Raw genomic sequence first — 18,105 nt, 5'->3', positions numbered from 1 at the left:
GCCGCGGGTGAGCTTGCGCGGCTGGCCGCGGCGGAAGATCCACATGATCGCGAGCCGCGGCGCCGTCCCGGCCCGCCCGCGGCCCAGTCCGAAGACCGGTCCGCAGGTAGGTCTGCAGGTAGGTCCGCGGGCCAGCCCGAGGGCCAGTCCGCAGGTCAGTCTGTGGGCCGGTCCGCGGGCCAGCCCGAAGGCCAGGCCGAGGGTCAGTCCGAAGGGCGGCTCGCGGGCCGGCTCGCAGCGCGCGAGCTGGCTCGCGGACCGGCCCGCCTGGTGCAGGCGCTGGGCATCGGCAAGGAGGCGAACGGCACGTCGATGGTCGACGGCACCGGCCCGCTCCTGCTGTCCCCGCCACCGGCCCCGGTCGATCCCTCGTCGGTGAGCGCCGGCCCCCGGGTGGGCGTCGCGAGCGCCCACGACATCCCATGGCGCTTCTGGCTCACGGGCGAGCCGAGCGTGAGCGCGTACCGCCGCCACGTGCCGCGATTGCGTAAGTGAGGTCTTACGCGTAAGGTTCGTCTTACCGATGACGTTGGATCTTGTTCTGGGTGCGCTGGCCGACGGGTCGCGCCGGGCGATGCTGCAACGGCTGGCCTACGGCGAGGCGACGACGGGCCAGCTGGCCGAGCTGCTCCCGGTGAGCCGCCCGGCGGTGTCCCAGCACCTCAAGGTCCTGCAGGACGCGGGCCTGATCCGCTCGGAGACCCGCGGCCGGCACCGCTGGCACCGCCTGGCGGCGGGCTCGCTGTCGGTGGTGCTGGATTGGGCGGACCGATTACGGTCCCTGCAGGTGGGAGCCGAGATGACCCAGCCGGTCAGCTATGTCGAGATCAACACCCCCGACCTGCCGGCCAGCCGCGCCTTCATGGCCGCGGTGTTCGGCTGGGACGCGGCCCCGTTCTCCACCCCGGACTACCTGGTCTCCGCGCACGGCGACGCCCCTGGCGTGGATACGGCCCTGCTCCCGTCCCGCGACGGCCAGCCGAGGGCGGTCCCGGTCATCCGCGTGGAGGCGCTGGAGCCGACTCTGGAGTCGGTCCGCGCACACGGCGGCCGGGTGGTGGTGGAGCCCTTCACCCTGCCCGGCGTGGGCAAGGGCTGCTACGTCGTGGACCCGGCGGGCGTGCTGCTGGGCCTGCACGCCTACGACCCGTCACTGTGACCGCCCGGGCATGCACCGCCCCATGATCAAGGGCGCGATCTGGCTGTCATAGCGACCAGAATCTTCCCTTGATCATGGATGAGCGCCGGACTGATCGCTGTTCGGGGCGAGCGGGCGCAATCGACCGGCGCCGGGGTTACGGGGTGGCGTTGGCGATGGTGTCCAGGATCTGCTGCCCGAACTTGGCCAGCTTGTTCTCGCCCACGCCGTTGACCGTGGCCAGGGCCGGCAGCGTGCGGGGGGCCTCGGCGGCGATCTGGCGCAGCGTGGCGTCGTGGAAGATGACGTAGGCCGGGACGCTCTGCTCCTTGGCCGTCGCGGCGCGCCAGGCGCGCAGGTGCTCGAACAGGGCCGTCGCCTCGGGGGTGAGGTCGGGAGTCTCGGCGCGGGACTTGGCGGCGCGGGCCGCTTTCGACGGGGAGACCGGGCGGTCGGGCTCGCGGCGGAGCATCACCTGGCGACGGCGGCCGAGGACCTCGCCGCTCGTGTCGGTGAGGACCAGCGTGCCGTAGTCGCCCTCGACGGCCAGCAGGCCCTGGGCCAGGAGTTGGCGGACCACGGCGCGCCACTCGGCCTCGCGCAGGTCGGCGCCGACGCCGAAGACGGTCAGCTCGTCGTGGTGCCACTGGACGACCTTCTCGGTCTTCTTGCCGAGCAGGATGTCGATGCACTGGCCGGCGCCGAACTTCTGGTTGCGCTCGCGGTGCAGGCGGTAGACCGTCGACAGGAGCTTCTGGGCGGCCACCGTGCCGTCCCAGGACTCGGGCGGGGCGAGGCAGGTGTCGCAGTTGCCGCACGGGGTGCTCTGCTCGCCGAAGTAGGCCAGCAGCTGGACGCGGCGGCACTCGACCGTCTCGCACAGGGCGAGCATCGCGTCGAGGTGGCCGCCGAGGTTGCGGCGGTGGGCGGCGTCGCCGTCGGAGCCCTCGATGAGCTTGCGCTGCTGGACCACGTCCTGCAGCCCGTAGGCCAGCCAGGCCGTGGACGGCAGGCCGTCGCGGCCCGCGCGGCCGGTCTCCTGGTAATAGCCCTCGACGGACTTCGGCAGGTCGAGGTGGGCGACGAAGCGGACGTCGGGCTTGTCGATGCCCATGCCGAACGCGATCGTGGCGACCATGACCAGGCCGTCCTCGCGCAGGAAGCGGGACTGGTTGGTGGCGCGGACGTCCGCGTCGAGGCCGGCGTGATAGGGCAGCGCGGGGATGCCGTTGTCCTTGAGGAACTCGGCGATCTTCTCCACCGAGTTGCGGGACAGGCAGTAGACGATCCCGGCGTCGCCGCGGTGCTCGGTGCGCAGCAGGTCGAGCAGTTGGCGGCGCGGGTCCTGCTTGGCCACGATGCGGTACTGAATATTGGGGCGGTCGAAGCTCGCCACGAAGTGCCGCGCTTCGCCCAGGTTGAGCCGGGTGGCGATCTCGCGGTGCGTCGCCGTGGTGGCGGTCGCGGTCAGCGCGATGCGGGGCACGTCGGGCCAGCGCTCGTGCAGCATGTTCAGGTTGAGGTAGTCGGGCCGGAAGTCGTGGCCCCACTGCGAGACGCAGTGCGCCTCGTCGATGGCGAACAGCGCGATCCGGCCGCGCTCCAGCAGCCGCAGCGTCGACTGCGACGCGAGCGCCTCCGGTGCCAGGTAGAGCAGGTCGAGCTCGCCTGCGGCGAACCGCGCCTCGACGACGCGGCGGGTGTCGAAGTCGAGCGTGGAGTTGACGAAGCCGGCCTGCACGCCGAGCTCGGTCAGCGCGTCGACCTGGTCCTGCATGAGCGCGATGAGCGGGGAGACCACGACCGCGGCGCCGTCGCGGACGAGCGCGGGGATCTGGTAGCACAGCGACTTGCCGCCGCCGGTCGGCATGAGCACGAGCGCGTCGCCGCCGGTGATGACGTGCTCGATGATCTCCTGCTGCTGGCCGCGGAAGGCGTCGTAGCCGAACACGCGCCGCAGGACCTCGACCGCTCGTGAATCCACGGCCGCGAGTCTACGAGCCCCCACCGACAAAAGCCGCTTGGCCGGTCCGTTGCTCCACGGACCGGCCACGCGTCATCACGCAGCGTCACGCGTCCTGGGAGTACACGATCGGGCGAACCTCGATCGCGTTCCACTTCGCGTCCGGGATCATCGCCGCCAGCTCGGTGGCGCGCTCCTTGGACTCGCACTCGACGAGGTAGAAGCCGGCCATGAACTCCTTGGCCTCGACGTACGGCCCGTCGGTCACGGTCTCGGCCCCGCCGCGGATGCGTACGACGGCGCTCTCCTTCGGGTCGGCCAGTGCGTGCGTGCTGACCATCTCTCCGGACTCGATGATGGTCTTGATGAACCGGTCGTGGCCGGCCATGACCTCGTCGACGTCGGCCTGCGTCAGCGTCGACCAGACATCGGGGTTCATGTGGATCAGCAGCAGGTACTTCACGGTGCGCTCCTCGATCGGAAGTCAGGACACCAACAGGTCGGAGCCGTCGTCCCCACATCTACACGAGTACCGTGCCCGATGTGGACTTCCGGGAACTCTTCGAACGCCACCGCCGTGAGCTGCACGTCCACTGCTACCGGATGCTCGCGTCGTTCGAGGAGGCCGACGACGCCGTGCAGGAGACGTTCCTGCGCGCGTGGCGGCACCAGGAGCGCTTCGAGCCGGGCACCAACCCGCGCGCCTGGCTGTACCGGATCGCCACCAACGTCTGCCTCGACGCCATCCGCCGGCACGGCCGCCGCCCGCCGAGCGGGCAGGAGGTGACCTGGTTGCAGCCCTATCCCGACCAGCTGCTCGACCAGGCGGCGCCGTCCGACGAGCAGCCCGACGCGGTCGTGGTCGCGCGGGAGACGATCGAGCTCGCGTACCTCACCGCGATCCAGCTCCTGCCGCCGAAGCAGCGCGCCGTGCTGCTGCTGCGCGACGTGCTCGACTGGTCGGCGACCGAGACCGCCGAACTGCTCGACCTCTCCGTCGCGTCGGCGAACAGCGCCCTGCAGCGGGCCCGCGCGACGCTCCGGACCGCCCGGCCGGCGCAGCCGCAGGCACCGGACGAGAGCGAGCGCCGCCTGCTGGCCCAGCTCATCGACGCCCATGAGCGCGCCGACATCGGTGCGGCCGTGGCGCTCCTCCGGGAGGACATCCGCGTCACGATGCCGCCGCTTTCCCAGGTGTACTGCGGGATCGACGCGTTCCTGGGGCTGCTCGACCGCGCCTTCAACGGCGGGATGGGCGACTGGCGCCTCGTGCCCACGAGCGCCAACCGCACCCCGGCCGCCGCCAGCTACCTGCGGGCGCCCGGCGAGCGCGAGTTCCGGGCGTTCAAGCTCGACGTCGTGCGGATGGCGGACGGGAAGGTCGCCGAGTTCACCACCTTCGGGCCCGGGCTCTTCGAGCAGTTCGGGCTTCCGGCGGTACTGCTGGAATCATGATTTTGTCTCTTGCGGCAGCGGCAGTGATCGCACGATCTTCGTGAGGGTGCTCGCGGCGGTCGCGAACTTCGTGCCGTTCGGGTGCACGGTCAGCACCGCCACCAGGTAGCGGTCGCCCTCGCCCACGGTGCCGGTCGTGTGCAGCACCTCGCCGCTCATGTCCGGGTTGTTCGGCGCGGCGACGGGCACGAGCTCGGGGCCGGTCCCGCTGTCCGCCGCGCCGGCCATGCAGGGGGTCGCCGGGGTGTCGCCGAAGCCCGACCAGCCCTGCTTGGCCGACCACGGCTTGCGGAAGGCGCTCGGGATGCCGAACGACTGGTCGTACTTGTCGGTGCCGCACTTCGTCGATGCGTGCAGGTCGCCCATGATGTACTCGCGGACCGGGGCCGGCGCCTTGTCGAACAGGTAGCGGTACACCCGGACGAGGTCCGCGGCGCTGACCGCCGTGTAGCCCCAGTACCCCGGCTGGCTGACCGGCGGCGGGGCGGTGTCCTGCAGGCCGAGGCGCTGCACCATCCGGATCACGACCTCGCGGGAGCCGTCCGCCTTCCACAGCGACGTCGCGGCGGCGTCGTCGCTGCTGCGCAGCATCACGTCGAGCTTCGGCCGGTCGGCGGCCGGCACCGTGTAGGCCGGGCCCTTGTTCCAGAAGTAGTCGAGCGCGATGAGCAGCTTGACCAGCGACGCCGACCGGAACCGCCAGCTCGCCTTCTGCTGGAGTACGAACGTGCCGGCCTGCCGGTCGTAGATCACGATGCCGGCGGTGACGCCGGCTGGGACCGGCACCGCGGTCGCGGACGGGCTCGGCGCGGCGGACGGCGACCGCGTCACCGAAGGCGACGGTGAGGTGGCGATCAGCGGAGCGGCGGGCAGGGGTGCGGCGGCCGGCTGACCGCCGCCGCAGCCGGCGAGCGCCGCGGCCGCCAGGAGGGCGATGGATGCTGCACGCGCGATGGGCACGGCTCATCCTGACGCACGGACCGGCCCGCGTCACCGTACTGGTGAGGGACCATGAACTCGTGGGGGGTGGTCGGGCGCGTCCGGGTTGGCTCGTCCTCGCCGCCGCGCTGCCGGTCGGGCTGCCGCTGCTCGGGCAGCGGTCGGCCCTGGCCGTCTTCGTCGGCGTGGTCGCCGCCCTCGCCGCCCCGGTGTTCGTGGTGCAGTGGTGGGGCCGGCACCGGCTGCGGGCCCAGCACGCGGCCGGGAAGCGGACCTGGACCGGGCACATTCCCCTCGACCAGGCCGTCGGGCTGTGGGACCTCGGCGTCGCCGCCGCGTTCCGGTTCGGCGGCGGGCTGCCGGTGCGGGTGACGCCGACGGCGGAGGGGCTCTATGTCGCGGTCCGCAGCTATGCCGGCGGGCGGCGGTACGCCCCGGTGACCGTCCAGTGGTCCGACATCGCCGGCGCCCGGGCCGAGCCCTCCGGCCGGGCGACCGACTGGGGCCGGGTGGCCCTGCTGCCCCTGACGACGGTGACGGTCGATCTGGCGCCGCCGGTCTCGGGCGCGTTCGTGATGACGACGACCGATGCGGCCGGACTCGTGGAGACGGTGACCGCCCAGCTCGGGTGATGGCACCGGTACCGTGCGTGGCTGAGTTGCGCCAATTTCTGGCGGTTCCGTACGGTGGTCTTCCATGGCGGAGCTGATCGAGGTCGGTGTCTGGTACGAGGCTCGGCCGATCACGGTTGACCAGGGCGTCGACCGATACGAAGCGCTTCGGCGCGGCGACGACGGATGGGCCGCGCCCGATCCCGGCGTCGAGCGGTTCCACCGCGAGGTGCTCGCCGGGGTCGATCCGCGGCGGTGGGCCGGGCCGGTCGCCGGCGCCGGGGGCTACGTGCTGCTGAGCCTGCACGCCGACACCCCGGCGGAGACCCTCACGTTCGTGCACAAGCTCGCCGACGACTGCGAACTGCTGTGCTTCCAGCGCCCGGGCCGGCATCAGCCGGCGGCCCTCTGGCAGCCCCGGCGCCTGCTGCGCGTGCCGGTGCCGCGGATGGCCACCGAGGACGGGTCGCTCGCGCACCACCCGACCCGGTCGGACATCCGCGACTTCCTCGGCCGGCTGCACGAGGACAACCGCTCGGCCGTGCTCTGGCGGGAGGACGGCTCCTCGATCCGGGTGGCGTTCGTGCCGGCCCAGCGGCGCTGGCGGATCGAGACCACCGAGGGCGACCGGGTGACCGCGGCCGAGCAGGACGACCTGGACGGGGTGGCCGAGCGGTTCGAGGAGTTCGCGCTCGGCTCCTCGTAGGCGTATACTCGCCCACGAGCATCCGTCGGCGTATAGGGGGTGGGCGGGTGGCCAAGCGGCGCAAGGTCGGCAACCTGCTCGGCCTCCACGTGCTCGCGACCCTGTTCCAGCGGCCCATGCACCCGTATGAGATGGCCGCCGAGATGCGGGGCCGCGGCAAGGAGCAGGACGTCAAGATCCAGTGGGGCTCGCTGTACACGGTGGTGCAGAACCTCGAGAGGCACGGCTTCATCGAGGCGGCGGAGACGACCCGGGAAGGTCGTCGCCCCGAGCGCACCGTCTACCAGATCACCGATGCCGGGCGGGCCGAGGCGGCCGACTGGCTCCGCGACATCCTCGCCGTGCCCGAGCGGGAGTATCCGAGGCTCAAGGCGGCGCTGTCCGTCGTGGGTGTGCTCCCGCCCGACGAGGTGATGTCGCTCGTCGGCGGGCGCATCCGCGTGCTCGACGAGGAGATCCGGATCGTCACCGAGATGCTGGAGGAGTGGAGCCACACCGTGCCCCGCATCTTCCTCATCGAGACGGAGTACTCGGTGGCCCTGCAGCGGGCCGAGCGTGACTGGCTCGACGGCCTGCTGACGGAGCTCAAGGCCGGCACCCTGCCCGGCATGGCGGAGTGGCGGCACTACCACGAGACGGGGGAGCTGCAGTTCGGCGAACCCTTCTGATGCGAAAGCCCCGGCCGGGGTGCGGGAACACCACGGCCGGGGCCCAGAGAATCCCTCGACCGGCCCGCGGGAACGAGCACGGCACAAGGTGTCTGCAACCACCAGCTTAGCGAACCCCCGCGGTCCGGTCCCCAGCTCGGGAACCGGAGACCCACCATGGCTGCTGCCGTGACGGCGCACGACCTCGTCAAGACGTACCCCAAGGGCGTCACCGCCCTCGACCACCTCTCGCTCACCGTGGAGCGCGGGGAGGTGCTCGGCCTGCTCGGGCCCAACGGCGCCGGCAAGTCGACCACCGTCAAGATCCTCACCACGCTCGCCCGGCCCGACAGCGGCACCGCCACCGTCGCCGGCCACGACGTCGGCGCCGCGCCCGACAAGGTGCGGCGGGTCATCGGCGTCGTCGCCCAGCGCTCGGGCGCCGACCCGGCGGCGACCGGCCGCGACAACCTGACCCTCCAGGGCCGCCTGTTCGGGATGCGCGGCGCGGGGCTGCGTCGCCGCGTCGACGAGCTGCTCGAGCGCTTCGAACTGGCCGACGCCCAGCAGCGGGTGGTGCGCGACTGGTCCGGCGGCATGCAGCGCCGCCTCGACGTCGCCATGGGCCTCGTTCATCGCCCGGAGGTGCTGTTCCTCGATGAGCCGACGACCGGCCTCGACCCGGAGGGGCGCACCGCGCTGTGGGCCGAGATCGCCCGGCTGGCCGGCGACGACATGGCCGTCCTGCTCACCACGCACTACCTCGACGAGGCCGACCGGCTCGCCGACCGCCTGGTCATCGTCGACGGCGGGCGGGTCGTCGCCGAGGGGCCGCCCGACAAGCTGAAGGGCGAGCTGCGGGGCGACGCCGTGCACCTGGAGCTCGAGGCCGGCGCCGACGTCGCGCGGGCCCGCTCCGCCGCCGAGCGGGTCCCCGGCCTGCGGGAGATCACCCTCGACGGCGCCCGGCTGTCCGCCCGCGCCGACGACGGGGCCGCCGCCGTGCCGGCCGTGCTCGCCGCGCTCGACGCGGCCGGCCTGCGGGTGGCGACGGTGACGGTCGCCCGGCCGAGCCTCGACGACGTGTACCTGCGCCATGCCGGCCACCGGATCACGGAGGTGGCGGCATGAACCTCGTCCACCTCACCGCCCGCCGGCTCAAGGTGTTCGTCCGGCAGCCCGCGTTCCTGCTCATCACGCTGATCCAGCCGGCGATCTGGCTGTTCCTGTTCGGCAACCTCTTCCGGCGCATCGTCGAGCTGCCCGGCTTCGGCGGCGGCAGCTACCTCGACTTCCTCGTGCCCGGCGTCGTGGTCATGACGGCCATCTCATCGAGCATGTGGTCCGGCATGGGGGTGCTGGAGGAGATCGACCGCGGCACCATGAACCGCTTCCTGAGCACCCCGGTGTCCCGCGGCGCCATCCTCACGGCGGTCGTCATCGAGCAGGTCCTCAGCGTGACCATCCAGGCCGTGATCATCGTCCTGCTCGGGCTGCTGGCCGGCGCGTCCCTGCCCGGCGGCCTGCTCGGCGCGGTCTTCCTGATCCTGTCCGCGGCCCTGCTCGGAACGATCTTCAGCGCGCTGTCCAACACGGTCGGCATGCTGGTCCGCCAGCGCGAGACCATCATCGGCCTCAACACGCTGCTGCTGTTACCGCTGACGTTCCTGTCGTCGGCCTTCATGGCGCCGTCCCTGATGCCGGGCTGGATGCAGGCCCTGGCCGACGGCAACCCGGTGAACTGGGCGCTGCGCGCGTCCCGGGCCGCCCTGTCCAGCACGGTCGACTGGGCCGACGCCGCCCGGTACGGCGGCGCGCTGATCCTCCTGGCGGCGGCGATGCTGTGGCTGTCGACCCGGACGTTCCGCTCGTACCAGAAGTCCGTCTAGTAGTGCGCTGACCACGAACGTTCACGATGCCGGTCAGGCCGCTGCCCACCCGGGCGGTGGCCTGGCCCCATCGTCGTTGCCGCTCGGACCGCACGCGGGCGCGCTCCCCGACGTTCCCTGGCGTTGCGCGGCCACGCGGGGCGTTGGGCGGCGTTGCGCGGCGTTGGTCAGATTGGGCGGCGTTGGCCGGCGTTGTCGGCCTGAGCGGCGTTGGCCCGCGTTGGCATTTGGCCGGCGTTGGTGGGCTTTGGCGTTGGCCGGCGCGCGGATAGTCGGGTGTGGCGCGGGTCGCGAGCTGGCGGTTCGGGTGGGTCGAGCCGGCCACGACGAACGCTGACCGACGTGTCATCCAACGCGGCCGACGTTCATCCAACGCGGCCGACGCTTCTCGCGGTCAGAGCGCTTGCCGAGGTTTCTCAGGCCGGCTCGGGCCGCATGATCGAGGGAACGAGCTGGTTGCCATGGCAGCCATCCGGTTCCCTCGATCATGAGCGCCGGCGTTAGGCCGGCAACGCGTAGTGCTCGCGGTGGTGGCGCGGGGTCGTCGTCTCGTCGAGGACCGCCTTGGCCAGCTCGGCGTACGTGTAGCCGGCCGACTCGTCGGCCACCAGGGTCATCGGCGGGACGCAGACGGCCCAGTCGACCGGGCCCTCGTAGGAGCGCAGGATGTCCAGCTCCGCCGCGCGGGCCTCGCTGAAGGGGCGCCACGCCTCGGGGAAGTCCGGGGACCGGAACAGCGGGGTGCCGTCCGGGCCGGGGAGGACCGAGGCCAGGCCGACCACCAGGAGCCGGGGGATGCCTGCCCGCTCCAGGTCGGCCAGCACGCGGTGGGTGCCGGCGACGTAGACGTCGTCGAAGTCCGGGCCGTAGACGGTGCGGATCGCCACGTCCGCGTTCGCCGCGTCCGCCAGCGGGGACGTGCGCGGCGCCGGGGTCACGTGCAGGCCGCGGCGGGCCGCCTCCGCGCGGATCTGGGTGCCGGCCCGGCCGGATGCGCCGTAGAGCAGGATCGAGGTCATGCGGCGGACCGTAGTGGGCCTGGCCACGGTAACCGCAACGTAACCGGGGTGTGCGCTACGGTCGGCTCGTGCGCGAAGCTCTGCCACGGGACCTGTTCGACCCCGCCTGCCCGTCCAGCGTCATGCCGTTCCGGATCGGGGACAAGTGGGCCGGGATGGTGCTCACCTGCCTGCGGGACGGGCCGCGGCGGTTCTCCGAGCTGCGCGTGCCGATGCACCGGGTGTCGGCCAAGGTGCTCGCCGAGACGCTGCGGGCGCTCGAGCGGGACGGGATGGTGACGCGCTCGGAGTACGACGAGGTACCGCCGCGCGTCGAGTATGCCATCACGCCGCTCGGGCGGTCCTTGTTCCCGGCGATGGACGCCTGCCGGCGGTGGGCCGACGACCACCTGGGCGAGCTGCTCGCCGCCCGTGAGGCGTACGCGGAGCGTGGGGCGTGACGTTCCGGCGGTACGTCGCGATCGGCGACTCGACGACCGAGGGCATGGACGACCCGGACGGCCGCGGCGGGTACCGGGGCTGGGCCGACCGCTTCGCCCAGCACGTGGCCGCGGCGCAGGGCGGGCTGGAGTACGCGAACCTGGCGATCCGCGGCCGCACCACAGCAAGGATCCGGGCCGAGCAGCTGGAGCCGGCCCTCGACCTGCGGCCCGACCTGGTGACCGTGGTCGCCGGGATGAACGACATCCTGCGGGCCTCGTTCGACGTCGCGGCCGTCGCCGGCGACCTCGCGGCGATGCAGGCGGCGCTCGTCGGGCAGGGTGCGACCGTCCTCACGTTCACCCTGCCCGACCCGGCGCCGGTGATGCCGATCGCGAAGCCGCTGCGGGGGCGGGTGCTGGCCCTCAACACGGCGATCCGGGAGGCGAGCGCGGCGAGCGGGGCCCGGCTGCTCGACCTCGGTGCGCACCCCGTGGCGTCCGACCCGCGGCTGTGGAGCGACGACCGGCTGCACGCCAACGCGGCGGGGCACGAGCGGATCGGGGCGGCGCTCGCCTACACGCTGGGGCTGCCCGGGTTCGACGACTCGTGGACGGCCCCGCTGCCGGTGCCGGCGCCGCGCCGGCGGCACCAGGCCGTCGCCGCCGAGCTGGCGTGGGTGCGCCGGCACCTGGTGCCCTGGGTGGGGCGGCACCTGCTGGGGCGCTCGTCCGGCGACGGCCGGGTCTGCAAGCGGCCGGAGCCGCTGCCGGTCACGGCAACAGAATGATCTTGCCCCGGGCGTGGCCGGACTGGCTCAGGTCGTGGGCCTCGGCCGCGCGGTCGAACGGGAACGTCGCCTCGACCGGCATCCGGAAGCGGCCCTGGTCGAACAGGCCGGCCGCCTCGCGCAGCGCCGTCCAGGAGCGGCCCTCGGAGCCGTCGGTCACCCGGGCGCCCAGCTTCGGCGCGTCGAAGTCGGCGATGCTCACCACGTCGGCCGGCGTGGGGGTCAGCGTGACGAGCTCGGCGACCGCGCCCCGGCCCGCCGTGTCCAGCGCCAGGTCGACGCCCTGCGGGGCGAGCGCCCGCACCCGGCCGGCGAGGCCCGGGCCGTAGGTGACCGGGACGGCGCCGAGGGAGCGGATGTAGTCGTGGTTGCGCTCGCTGGCGGTGCCGATGACGGTCGCGCCGCGGGCCACCGCGAGCTGCGTCGCCGCGCTGCCGACGCCGCCGGCGGCGCCGTTGACGACGAGCGTCTGGCCCTTCTCCAGGCCCAGCAGCGCGAGGGCCCGGGCGGCCGTCTCGACGACCGAGGGCAGGCCGGCGGCCTCCTCGAACGACATGCCGGGCGGCTTGGGGTACCACACCTTCAGCTCCACGAACGCGGCGGCGCCGCCGGCGGCGGACACGCCGAAGACCTCGTCGCCGTCGGAGACCCCGTCGACGCCGGGACCCACCTCGTCGACCACCCCCGACACGTCGGAGTGGGGGATGACCGGCAGGCGGCTCGGCGTGGTGTCGCCGAAGGCGCCGCTGCGGACCTTCCAGTCGAAGGGATTGACCCCGACCGCGCGTACCGCGATGCGGATGCGTCCGGGGCCGGCGGTCGGCTCGGGCACGTCGACGACGTGCAGGACGCTCGACGGGCCGTACTCGGCGTACTGCAACGCTTCCATGGGCGGCTGCCTTTCAGGTGTTGAGCGGGCGCCGGGCGACCAGGAGCACGTGGGTCACCGGCCAGTCCAGCGGGGCGCCGTCCAGTGTGGACAGCTCGGCTCCAGGTGCGATGCGGTTGTCGACGATCCAGTCGTTGCGCCAGGCATGGGACGCCCCGTCCACCTCGAAGCCTACGTCGGTCAGCAGCGCCTTCCAGTCGGCGAACTCCAGCCCGCAGAACTGCTCGTGCGCCTCCGACAGCCAGTTGTCGGGGTAGTCCTTGTGGGTGAGGAACTCCATGGCGTCGCCGAGGGCGAGCTCCACGGACGAGCCGTGGTCGGTGAACGGCACCGGGAAGTGGAAGTCGGCGGCGAACCGGTCCAGGCGGGCCCGCACCGGCAGGGCCTCGACCAGCGCGGCGATCTCGTCGCGGGTGAGCCCGTCGAGCGGCGGGGCGGGGGCGGCGGCACCCTGCAGGGCGAGCCGGACCCGCCGGTCGCGCCCGTCCGGGCCGCACACGTCGGAGTTGATCCAGACCCCGCCGGGCATGGTGTGCTCGTAGATGGCCGCCGCGAACGCCCGCACCGAGTCGAGGCGGTGCCCGTACGACCAGATCTCATGCGTCAGGGCGAACGTCAGCGTCGTGTCGACCGACCGGCTCGGGAAGACCGCGCCACCGAGCACGTTGCGGCAGTAGAAGTACACGTTGGGATTGCTGAACCAGCCCTGCGCCTTGCGGTGCACGCACTCCTCGTAGAGGTGCCGGGCGACCTCGACGCCGATCAGGTCGCTCTCGCGCAGCGCTGGCTCCCGGTCGGCCAGGGCGAGCACCGCGCCGGCGCCGCAGCCCACGTCGACGATCCGGCCGGGCCGCGCGTGCCGGCGGACGAGGTCCCACTTGCGGGCCGCGCTCGCCTCGAACGCCTCGGCGTAGGTGCGGTAGTCGCGGGTCGTGGTGAGGCCGCCCTCCTCGCCGACCACCGGGTCGTTGACGACGAGCGCGACCTGCTCGCCGATGCGGTAGCGGTCGTAGACGTCGAGCGTCGCCGGGTGCGCGAGGTCGCGCCAGGCCGGGTCACCCGCGGCGAGCATGAGCAGCACGTCCCACGGCCGTGCCGGCGCCGGGTCGCGGTCGGCCTCGACGCCGGCGATCTCGAAGCCGAGCGCCTCGTACAGCGCGGCCACCTCGGGCGTCGAGCACGCCACGAGCGTGTTGCCCGGCGCCAGGCGGATGCCCAGCGCCGACTCGACGCTCTTCAGGGTGACCTCGGCGAACCGGTCGGTGTGCGCGGTGTCGAACACCGGCACGACCAGCGAGCGCAGCCCCTCCTGGACGCTGAACCGCTCGATCGCGGCCTCGCGCCGGTCGTAGGCGACCGGGTTGCGCTTCGTGTTCTGATGGTTGGCGCTCGTCACGGCCCAGACCACCGTGCCGCCCAGGCCGCGCAGATACTCCGCCTGGAACCGGGTCAGCAGGTGATGGCGGCCCGGGAACAGGACGAAGCGCTCCACCGTCAGTCCTGCGGGCCGGCGGACTGCACGACCTCGAACTCCAGCAGGCTCGAGCCGGACGCCACCGGCTTGGCCCGCTCACCCGAGTGCGCCTCCTTCGCCGGGCCGTTGGCCCAGGCCTGGAAATGCTCCTCGGACTCCCACTTGGTGTAGACGAAGTACCGCGTCTCGCCGGCCGTCGGGCGCAGCAGCTCGAAGCCCAGGAAGCCGGGCGAGCCCTCCACGGCGCCGTGCCGCGCGGCGAAGCGCCGCTCCAGCTCCGGTCCCGCACCCTCGGGGACCTCGATCGCGTTGATCTTCACAACCGCCATGCACCCACCCTACTGGGCGCCGGACACGGCACCCCGGGACCGGTGCGGCCCCGGGATGCCCCCTCGTTGTGTCAGCTGTTGACGTTGACGATCTCGCGCCCGGTGTTGAGGGTCCAGTAGCCGGTCGGGCCGCTGATGTCCGCCGAGCCGACCGCGTAGGCGACGCCCAGCTTGAACGGCGCGCCGTCGGCGAGCACGTGCAGCTTGACGTTCTCGACGGCGCCGGTGCAGATCTGGTTGTAGAGGTACGCCGAGCCATGCGCGGTGGTGTTGCCGTTCACGACCTGGCCGACCTCGACGCCGACCTGGTAGCGGTGCCCCACCGGGCAGCCGACCTTCACGGTGACCACGGTGGCCGCGCCCTTCGCCTTGAGGTTCGCGTTCTTGGCGATCTTGATCGACGAGCTGCCGTTGGACTCGGACTGCAGGTTGACCGCCGCGCCCGCCGGCATGGCGAACGCGAGCACCGCCCCGACGGCCAGCGCGCCGGCCCCGAGGTGCGCCTTCGTGAGCTTCATTGCGGTTGTTCCTCCCCTGTGAGTGATGGTGCGGACTCTTCACCGGGGAGCGGACCGGCCATGCCCACGAGCACGCCGAAGAGCAGCGGGACGACCGCCAGCTCCCACAGGAAGTCAAAGGCGCTGTGCACGGCCAGGGCGGCGATCGCCGCCACCGCGCCGGTCCACAGCAGAGGGGGCGCGCCCGAGCGGCGGCCGCGCCGGAGCACGACCACGACGGCGGCGCCGAGGACGCCGAGCAGCACCAGGCCGACGGCGCCGAGGTCGACGAGCCATTGGAGGTACTCGTTGTGGGCCCAGCGGCTGGCCACCAGCTTGCCCTCGTAGTCGGACCAGAAGAACCGCGCCCGCCCCGGCCCGGTGCCGAGGACCGGGTGCGCGGCGACCTGGTCGAGCGCCGATCGCAGCGCGCCCTCGCGACCCATCGATTCGAGCGTGAGCCGGCGCACGGCGATCGCGTCGAGCTGCGCGGGCAGTGGACGCGACGCGAGCCACGCCACGGCCCCGGCCGTCGCGGCGAGCACCCCCGCCCACGCGGCCAGGAGTCTGCGACTGTTCAGACGCGGCAGGTGTACTGCGAGCAGACCGCCGAGCAGCAGCGCCCCGACGGCGGGTAACGGCTCCGGGTCCCCACCGGCGGGGAACGACGGGACGAGACCGGCCACGGCGACGGCCGCACCGAGTGCCAGCGGGGCGAGGTGGCGCAGCATTGCCCGTACCGTTGAAGCGAAGAACAGCACGGGAACTCCCGCGGCAAAGGCGAGCGCGCCCGCCCGGCTCAGCGTCGCGCCGAGGCCCACCAGCAGCAGGTAGGCCGCCACGGCCCGCCAGGTGGAGCCGGGCCCGGCCAGGAGCGACGCCAGCGCGAGCAGCGCGAGGGCCGCCAGCACCGCCGCGGCCGCGTTGGGGTAGGTGAGCGTGGACGCGCCGCGCCACAGCTTCGTCTCGACCAGCACCGACCACCGCTCGATCCGCCACGCCACCCCCGCCCACGCGGTGACCGCCACCAGGACGCCGAGGGCGACGAGCGCGTTCGCGAGGGACCACCGCTCGTCGGCGCGGGTGCGCCCGGTGACCGCGACCGCGCCGACCACGACGGCCAGGGTGGCGCAGATCCCGGCCGCGGTGGCGCCGCCGCCGGCCGTGGCGGCCCGGACGATCGCCCAGGCGGCGATCGCTGCGGCCGCGCCCGCGACGGCGATCAGCGGGACCGCCGTGACCGTGGTCTTTTCGCGCAGTGCCAATGCGAACGCCGTCAGCGCGAGTGCCGTCACGAGCACCCGGCCGGGCAGGTAGAAGCCGCCCTGCGCGACCAGCCCGGCCGTCGCCGCGGCGAGCACCGCGATCAGCGGAAATCGTTGCAGCGCAAGCGAATCCACCAGAACCACCCCCCCGTCAGAGTGTCTGTCCCGTCCGACTATAGAGATCGTTTCCGATCCGTGGAGGCCCGTGGGGCGTTGGGAAATCGACACAACCTTTCGGCCGGGGAAAGCGTTGGGAGCCGGTCGGAGTCGGGTGCGAGAATCGCGGAATGACCGATGTGCTGGAAGATCTGCAGTGGCGGGGCCTGATCGCGCTCTCGACCGACCTCGACGAACTGCGTGCCGAGATGGCGAAGGGCCCGATCACCTACTACTGCGGCTTCGACCCCACCGCGCCGAGCCTGCACATCGGGCACCTGCTCCAGGTGCTGACCGTGCGGCGGCTGCAGTTGGCCGGGCACAACCCGCTCGCCCTCGTCGGCGGCGCCACCGGGCTCATCGGTGACCCGCGCCCGTCCGCCGAGCGGCAGCTGCACTCCCGCGACCAGGTCGCGGAGTGGGTCGACAAGATCCGCGGGCAGATCGAGCCGTACCTGGACTTCACCGGAAGCAACGCGGCCCGGATCGTGAACAACCTGGACTGGACCGCGCCGATGTCCGCGATCGACTTCCTGCGCGACATCGGCAAGCACTTCCGGGTCAACAAGATGCTCACCAAGGACGCGGTGAGCGCCCGGCTCAACTCCGACGCCGGCATCAGCTACACGGAGTTCAGCTACCAGATCCTCCAGGGGATGGACTTCCTGGAGCTGTTCCGGCGGTACGGGTGCCGGCTGCAGACGGGTGGCAGTGACCAGTGGGGCAACCTGACCGCGGGCACCGACCTCATCCGGCGGATGGAGGGCGAGTCCGTGCACCTGCTCGCCACGCCGCTGCTCACCAACAGCGCGGGGGAGAAGCTCGGCAAGTCCACCGGCGGCGGGAGCCTCTGGATGGACGCGGAGATGACCAGCCCCTACGCGCTGTACCAGTACCTGGTGAACCTCGAGGACGCGATCGTCGGCGGGCTGCTGCGGCAGCTGACGTTCCTGTCCCGGGAGGAGATCGAGGTCATCGACAAGGAGACCGCCGACCGCCCGCAGGCCCGGATCGCGCAGCGGCGCCTCGCCGAGGAGGTCACCCGGATCGTCCACGGCGCACACGAGACCGAGCAGGTGATCGCGGCCAGCCAGGCGCTGTTCGGCCGGGGGTCGCTCGCCGAGCTGTCGGCGTCCACGCTGCGCGCCGCGCTGAGCGAGGCCGGCCTGGCGAGCGCGCCGGCTGGGTCGACGGTGGCCGATCTGTTCATCGCCGCCGGGCTCGTCAGCAGCCGCAACGAGGCACGCCGGACGGTGGCCGAGGGCGGGGCGTACGTGAACAACGAGCGGGTGAGCGACGCGGAGGAGGTCGTGCCGGCCGAACGGGCCCTCGCCGGCGGGCTTCTGGTGCTGCGTAAGGGAAAGCGCACGTTCGCCGGGGTCGAGCTCACCTCGATTTGACGGTGTCGCCGGGCGCCGCGTAGCTTTGCACAGCGCTACGGCGCCCGGCGGACACCGGAGCTTCACCAAAGCGAGCGATCGATTTGGTGAAGATCGGCAAGCGGGGTAACGTAGATGGCCGGCAGGGAAACGGACGAGACAGCGGAGCGCACAGCGTGCCGCGGCGGTCGTCCTGCTGGAAGCCCGGAACGGACTCAGCGGCCTCGATTTGGGCGCCGAGGGCGGGACCGGGTAACGTTGATAACCGGCAGGGACGCGGACGAGTTCTGCGGGTCGCTTCGGCGAGCCGCTGCGGACGTCCTGCCGAGAACCCTACGACATCCTTCCGGTTACCGGAAGTGTTGTGGTGTGTCCGTGAATCGGGACAATCTGCTACAAGGCGGACTTGACACCGGAAAGCGGACGGGCTAGGTTAGATCGGTACGAAATGCCCCGGGTGGGCGGCGCCGGAGACGGTGCGGCTCGGCGGTGTGTGTTGGTTGTTTGAGAACTCAACAGGGTGCTTGTTAAGCCAGTGC

At 72.5% G+C, this 18,105-nt stretch carries 19 protein-coding genes and 2 pseudogenes; 12 read left to right on the top strand and 9 right to left on the bottom strand.

Annotated features, from left to right (window positions below):
* Positions 1-138 precede the first annotated feature (138 nt).
* The 3 genes and pseudogenes from ABZS66_RS52435 to ABZS66_RS52425 form a co-directional block, all read left to right on the top strand.
* Positions 139-495, top strand: a pseudogene (locus tag ABZS66_RS52435) (DNA-3-methyladenine glycosylase); the annotation flags it as partial.
* Between the two features lie 28 nt (positions 496-523).
* Positions 524-733 (top strand): annotated as a pseudogene (locus ABZS66_RS52430) (metalloregulator ArsR/SmtB family transcription factor); the annotation flags it as partial.
* A gap of 66 nt (positions 734-799) precedes the next feature.
* Positions 800-1,159 (top strand): VOC family protein, encoded by a 360-nt coding sequence (locus ABZS66_RS52425; protein ID WP_354770868.1) that lies wholly within the window; start codon positions 800-802, stop codon positions 1,157-1,159.
* Positions 1,160-1,295: 136 nt separating this feature from the next.
* Here ABZS66_RS52425 and recQ read toward each other — a convergent pair whose 3' ends face one another.
* Positions 1,296-3,122, bottom strand: coding sequence for a DNA helicase RecQ (recQ, locus tag ABZS66_RS52420; RefSeq protein ID WP_354770866.1), 1,827 nt, complete (start codon positions 3,120-3,122; stop codon positions 1,296-1,298).
* Between the two features lie 85 nt (positions 3,123-3,207).
* Positions 3,208-3,564, bottom strand: coding sequence for a YciI family protein (locus tag ABZS66_RS52415; RefSeq protein WP_354770864.1), 357 nt, complete (start codon positions 3,562-3,564; stop codon positions 3,208-3,210).
* Between the two features lie 80 nt (positions 3,565-3,644).
* Between ABZS66_RS52415 and ABZS66_RS52410 the strand changes: the two genes are divergently transcribed.
* A complete protein-coding gene (locus tag ABZS66_RS52410) occupies positions 3,645-4,556 on the top strand; it encodes an RNA polymerase subunit sigma-70 (protein ID WP_354770862.1) in 912 nt (303 codons plus the stop codon).
* Here ABZS66_RS52410 and ABZS66_RS52405 read toward each other — a convergent pair.
* Positions 4,551-5,516 (bottom strand): hypothetical protein, encoded by a 966-nt coding sequence (locus ABZS66_RS52405; RefSeq protein WP_354770860.1) that lies wholly within the window; start codon positions 5,514-5,516, stop codon positions 4,551-4,553. The two genes, ABZS66_RS52410 and ABZS66_RS52405, sit on opposite strands and share 6 nt — an antisense overlap.
* A gap of 59 nt (positions 5,517-5,575) precedes the next feature.
* Between ABZS66_RS52405 and ABZS66_RS52400 the strand changes: the two genes are divergently transcribed.
* From ABZS66_RS52400 to ABZS66_RS52380, 5 genes are all read left to right on the top strand, one after another.
* The gene (locus ABZS66_RS52400) at positions 5,576-6,127 is read left to right on the top strand and encodes a hypothetical protein (RefSeq protein WP_354770858.1); all 552 of its coding nucleotides are present in this window, start codon (positions 5,576-5,578) and stop codon (positions 6,125-6,127) included.
* 64 nt (positions 6,128-6,191) lie between these two features.
* On the top strand, positions 6,192-6,812 hold the full coding sequence (locus tag ABZS66_RS52395; protein WP_354770856.1) for a hypothetical protein: 621 nt from the start codon (positions 6,192-6,194) through the stop codon (positions 6,810-6,812).
* Positions 6,813-6,859: 47 nt separating this feature from the next.
* Complete coding sequence (locus ABZS66_RS52390) at positions 6,860-7,480, top strand: PadR family transcriptional regulator (protein ID WP_354770854.1); 621 nt, start codon at positions 6,860-6,862, stop codon at positions 7,478-7,480.
* 156 nt (positions 7,481-7,636) lie between these two features.
* Positions 7,637-8,590 (top strand): ATP-binding cassette domain-containing protein, encoded by a 954-nt coding sequence (locus ABZS66_RS52385; RefSeq protein WP_354770852.1) that lies wholly within the window; start codon positions 7,637-7,639, stop codon positions 8,588-8,590.
* Complete coding sequence (locus tag ABZS66_RS52380; protein WP_354770850.1) at positions 8,587-9,348, top strand: ABC transporter permease; 762 nt, start codon at positions 8,587-8,589, stop codon at positions 9,346-9,348. The genes ABZS66_RS52385 and ABZS66_RS52380 overlap by 4 nt, the downstream gene beginning before the upstream one ends.
* A 500-nt stretch (positions 9,349-9,848) precedes the next feature.
* Here the strand turns inward: ABZS66_RS52380 and ABZS66_RS52375 are convergent, their stop codons facing one another.
* Positions 9,849-10,367: a hypothetical protein gene (locus ABZS66_RS52375; protein ID WP_354770848.1), complete on the bottom strand. Its 519-nt coding sequence runs from the start codon at positions 10,365-10,367 to the stop codon at positions 9,849-9,851.
* A 68-nt stretch (positions 10,368-10,435) separates the two neighbouring features.
* On the opposite strand from ABZS66_RS52375, the gene ABZS66_RS52370 reads away from it, so the two are divergent.
* Positions 10,436-10,807: a helix-turn-helix domain-containing protein gene (locus ABZS66_RS52370; RefSeq protein ID WP_354770846.1), complete on the top strand. Its 372-nt coding sequence runs from the start codon at positions 10,436-10,438 to the stop codon at positions 10,805-10,807.
* Positions 10,804-11,577, top strand: a complete 774-nt coding sequence (locus tag ABZS66_RS52365) for an SGNH/GDSL hydrolase family protein (protein WP_354770844.1) — start codon at positions 10,804-10,806, stop codon at positions 11,575-11,577. The genes ABZS66_RS52370 and ABZS66_RS52365 overlap by 4 nt, the downstream gene beginning before the upstream one ends.
* Here the strand turns inward: ABZS66_RS52365 and ABZS66_RS52360 are convergent.
* The 5 genes from ABZS66_RS52360 to ABZS66_RS52340 form a co-directional block, all read right to left on the bottom strand.
* Positions 11,561-12,466: an NADP-dependent oxidoreductase gene (locus tag ABZS66_RS52360; RefSeq protein WP_354770842.1), complete on the bottom strand. Its 906-nt coding sequence runs from the start codon at positions 12,464-12,466 to the stop codon at positions 11,561-11,563. The genes ABZS66_RS52365 and ABZS66_RS52360 overlap by 17 nt on opposite strands.
* A gap of 13 nt (positions 12,467-12,479) precedes the next feature.
* Entirely contained in the window at positions 12,480-13,958 is a 1,479-nt protein-coding gene (locus ABZS66_RS52355; RefSeq protein ID WP_354770840.1) for a class I SAM-dependent methyltransferase, read from the bottom strand.
* A 2-nt stretch (positions 13,959-13,960) separates the two neighbouring features.
* Entirely contained in the window at positions 13,961-14,269 is a 309-nt protein-coding gene (locus tag ABZS66_RS52350; RefSeq protein WP_238011518.1) for an antibiotic biosynthesis monooxygenase, read from the bottom strand.
* Between the two features lie 71 nt (positions 14,270-14,340).
* Positions 14,341-14,787: a hypothetical protein gene (locus ABZS66_RS52345; RefSeq protein ID WP_354770838.1), complete on the bottom strand. Its 447-nt coding sequence runs from the start codon at positions 14,785-14,787 to the stop codon at positions 14,341-14,343.
* Positions 14,784-16,166, bottom strand: coding sequence for an O-antigen ligase family protein (locus ABZS66_RS52340; RefSeq protein ID WP_354770836.1), 1,383 nt, complete (start codon positions 16,164-16,166; stop codon positions 14,784-14,786). The genes ABZS66_RS52345 and ABZS66_RS52340 overlap by 4 nt, the downstream gene beginning before the upstream one ends.
* A gap of 152 nt (positions 16,167-16,318) precedes the next feature.
* Between ABZS66_RS52340 and tyrS the strand changes: the two genes are divergently transcribed.
* A complete protein-coding gene (tyrS, locus tag ABZS66_RS52335) occupies positions 16,319-17,587 on the top strand; it encodes a tyrosine--tRNA ligase (RefSeq protein ID WP_354770834.1) in 1,269 nt (422 codons plus the stop codon).
* Positions 17,588-18,105: the final 518 nt, after the last annotated feature.

It is taken from the genome of Dactylosporangium sp. NPDC005572 (genome assembly GCF_040605515.1).
In the GTDB taxonomy this organism is placed as follows: domain Bacteria; phylum Actinomycetota; class Actinomycetes; order Mycobacteriales; family Micromonosporaceae; genus Dactylosporangium.
Note: the sequence above shows the minus strand (reverse complement) of the source record. Positions and strands in the feature narration are given on the sequence as shown.

Coding starts and splice junctions, on each gene's coding strand:
- ABZS66_RS52380 (WP_354770850.1), top strand. CDS start 8,587: ATGAACCTCGTCCACCTCACCGCCCGCCGGCTCAAGGTGTTCGTCCGG.
- ABZS66_RS52345 (WP_354770838.1), bottom strand. CDS start 14,787: ATGAAGCTCACGAAGGCGCACCTCGGGGCCGGCGCGCTGGCCGTCGGG.
- tyrS (WP_354770834.1), top strand. CDS start 16,319: ATGACCGATGTGCTGGAAGATCTGCAGTGGCGGGGCCTGATCGCGCTC.
- ABZS66_RS52360 (WP_354770842.1), bottom strand. CDS start 12,466: ATGGAAGCGTTGCAGTACGCCGAGTACGGCCCGTCGAGCGTCCTGCAC.
- ABZS66_RS52385 (WP_354770852.1), top strand. CDS start 7,637: ATGGCTGCTGCCGTGACGGCGCACGACCTCGTCAAGACGTACCCCAAG.
- ABZS66_RS52350 (WP_238011518.1), bottom strand. CDS start 14,269: ATGGCGGTTGTGAAGATCAACGCGATCGAGGTCCCCGAGGGTGCGGGA.
- ABZS66_RS52425 (WP_354770868.1), top strand. CDS start 800: ATGACCCAGCCGGTCAGCTATGTCGAGATCAACACCCCCGACCTGCCG.
- ABZS66_RS52375 (WP_354770848.1), bottom strand. CDS start 10,367: ATGACCTCGATCCTGCTCTACGGCGCATCCGGCCGGGCCGGCACCCAG.
- ABZS66_RS52395 (WP_354770856.1), top strand. CDS start 6,192: ATGGCGGAGCTGATCGAGGTCGGTGTCTGGTACGAGGCTCGGCCGATC.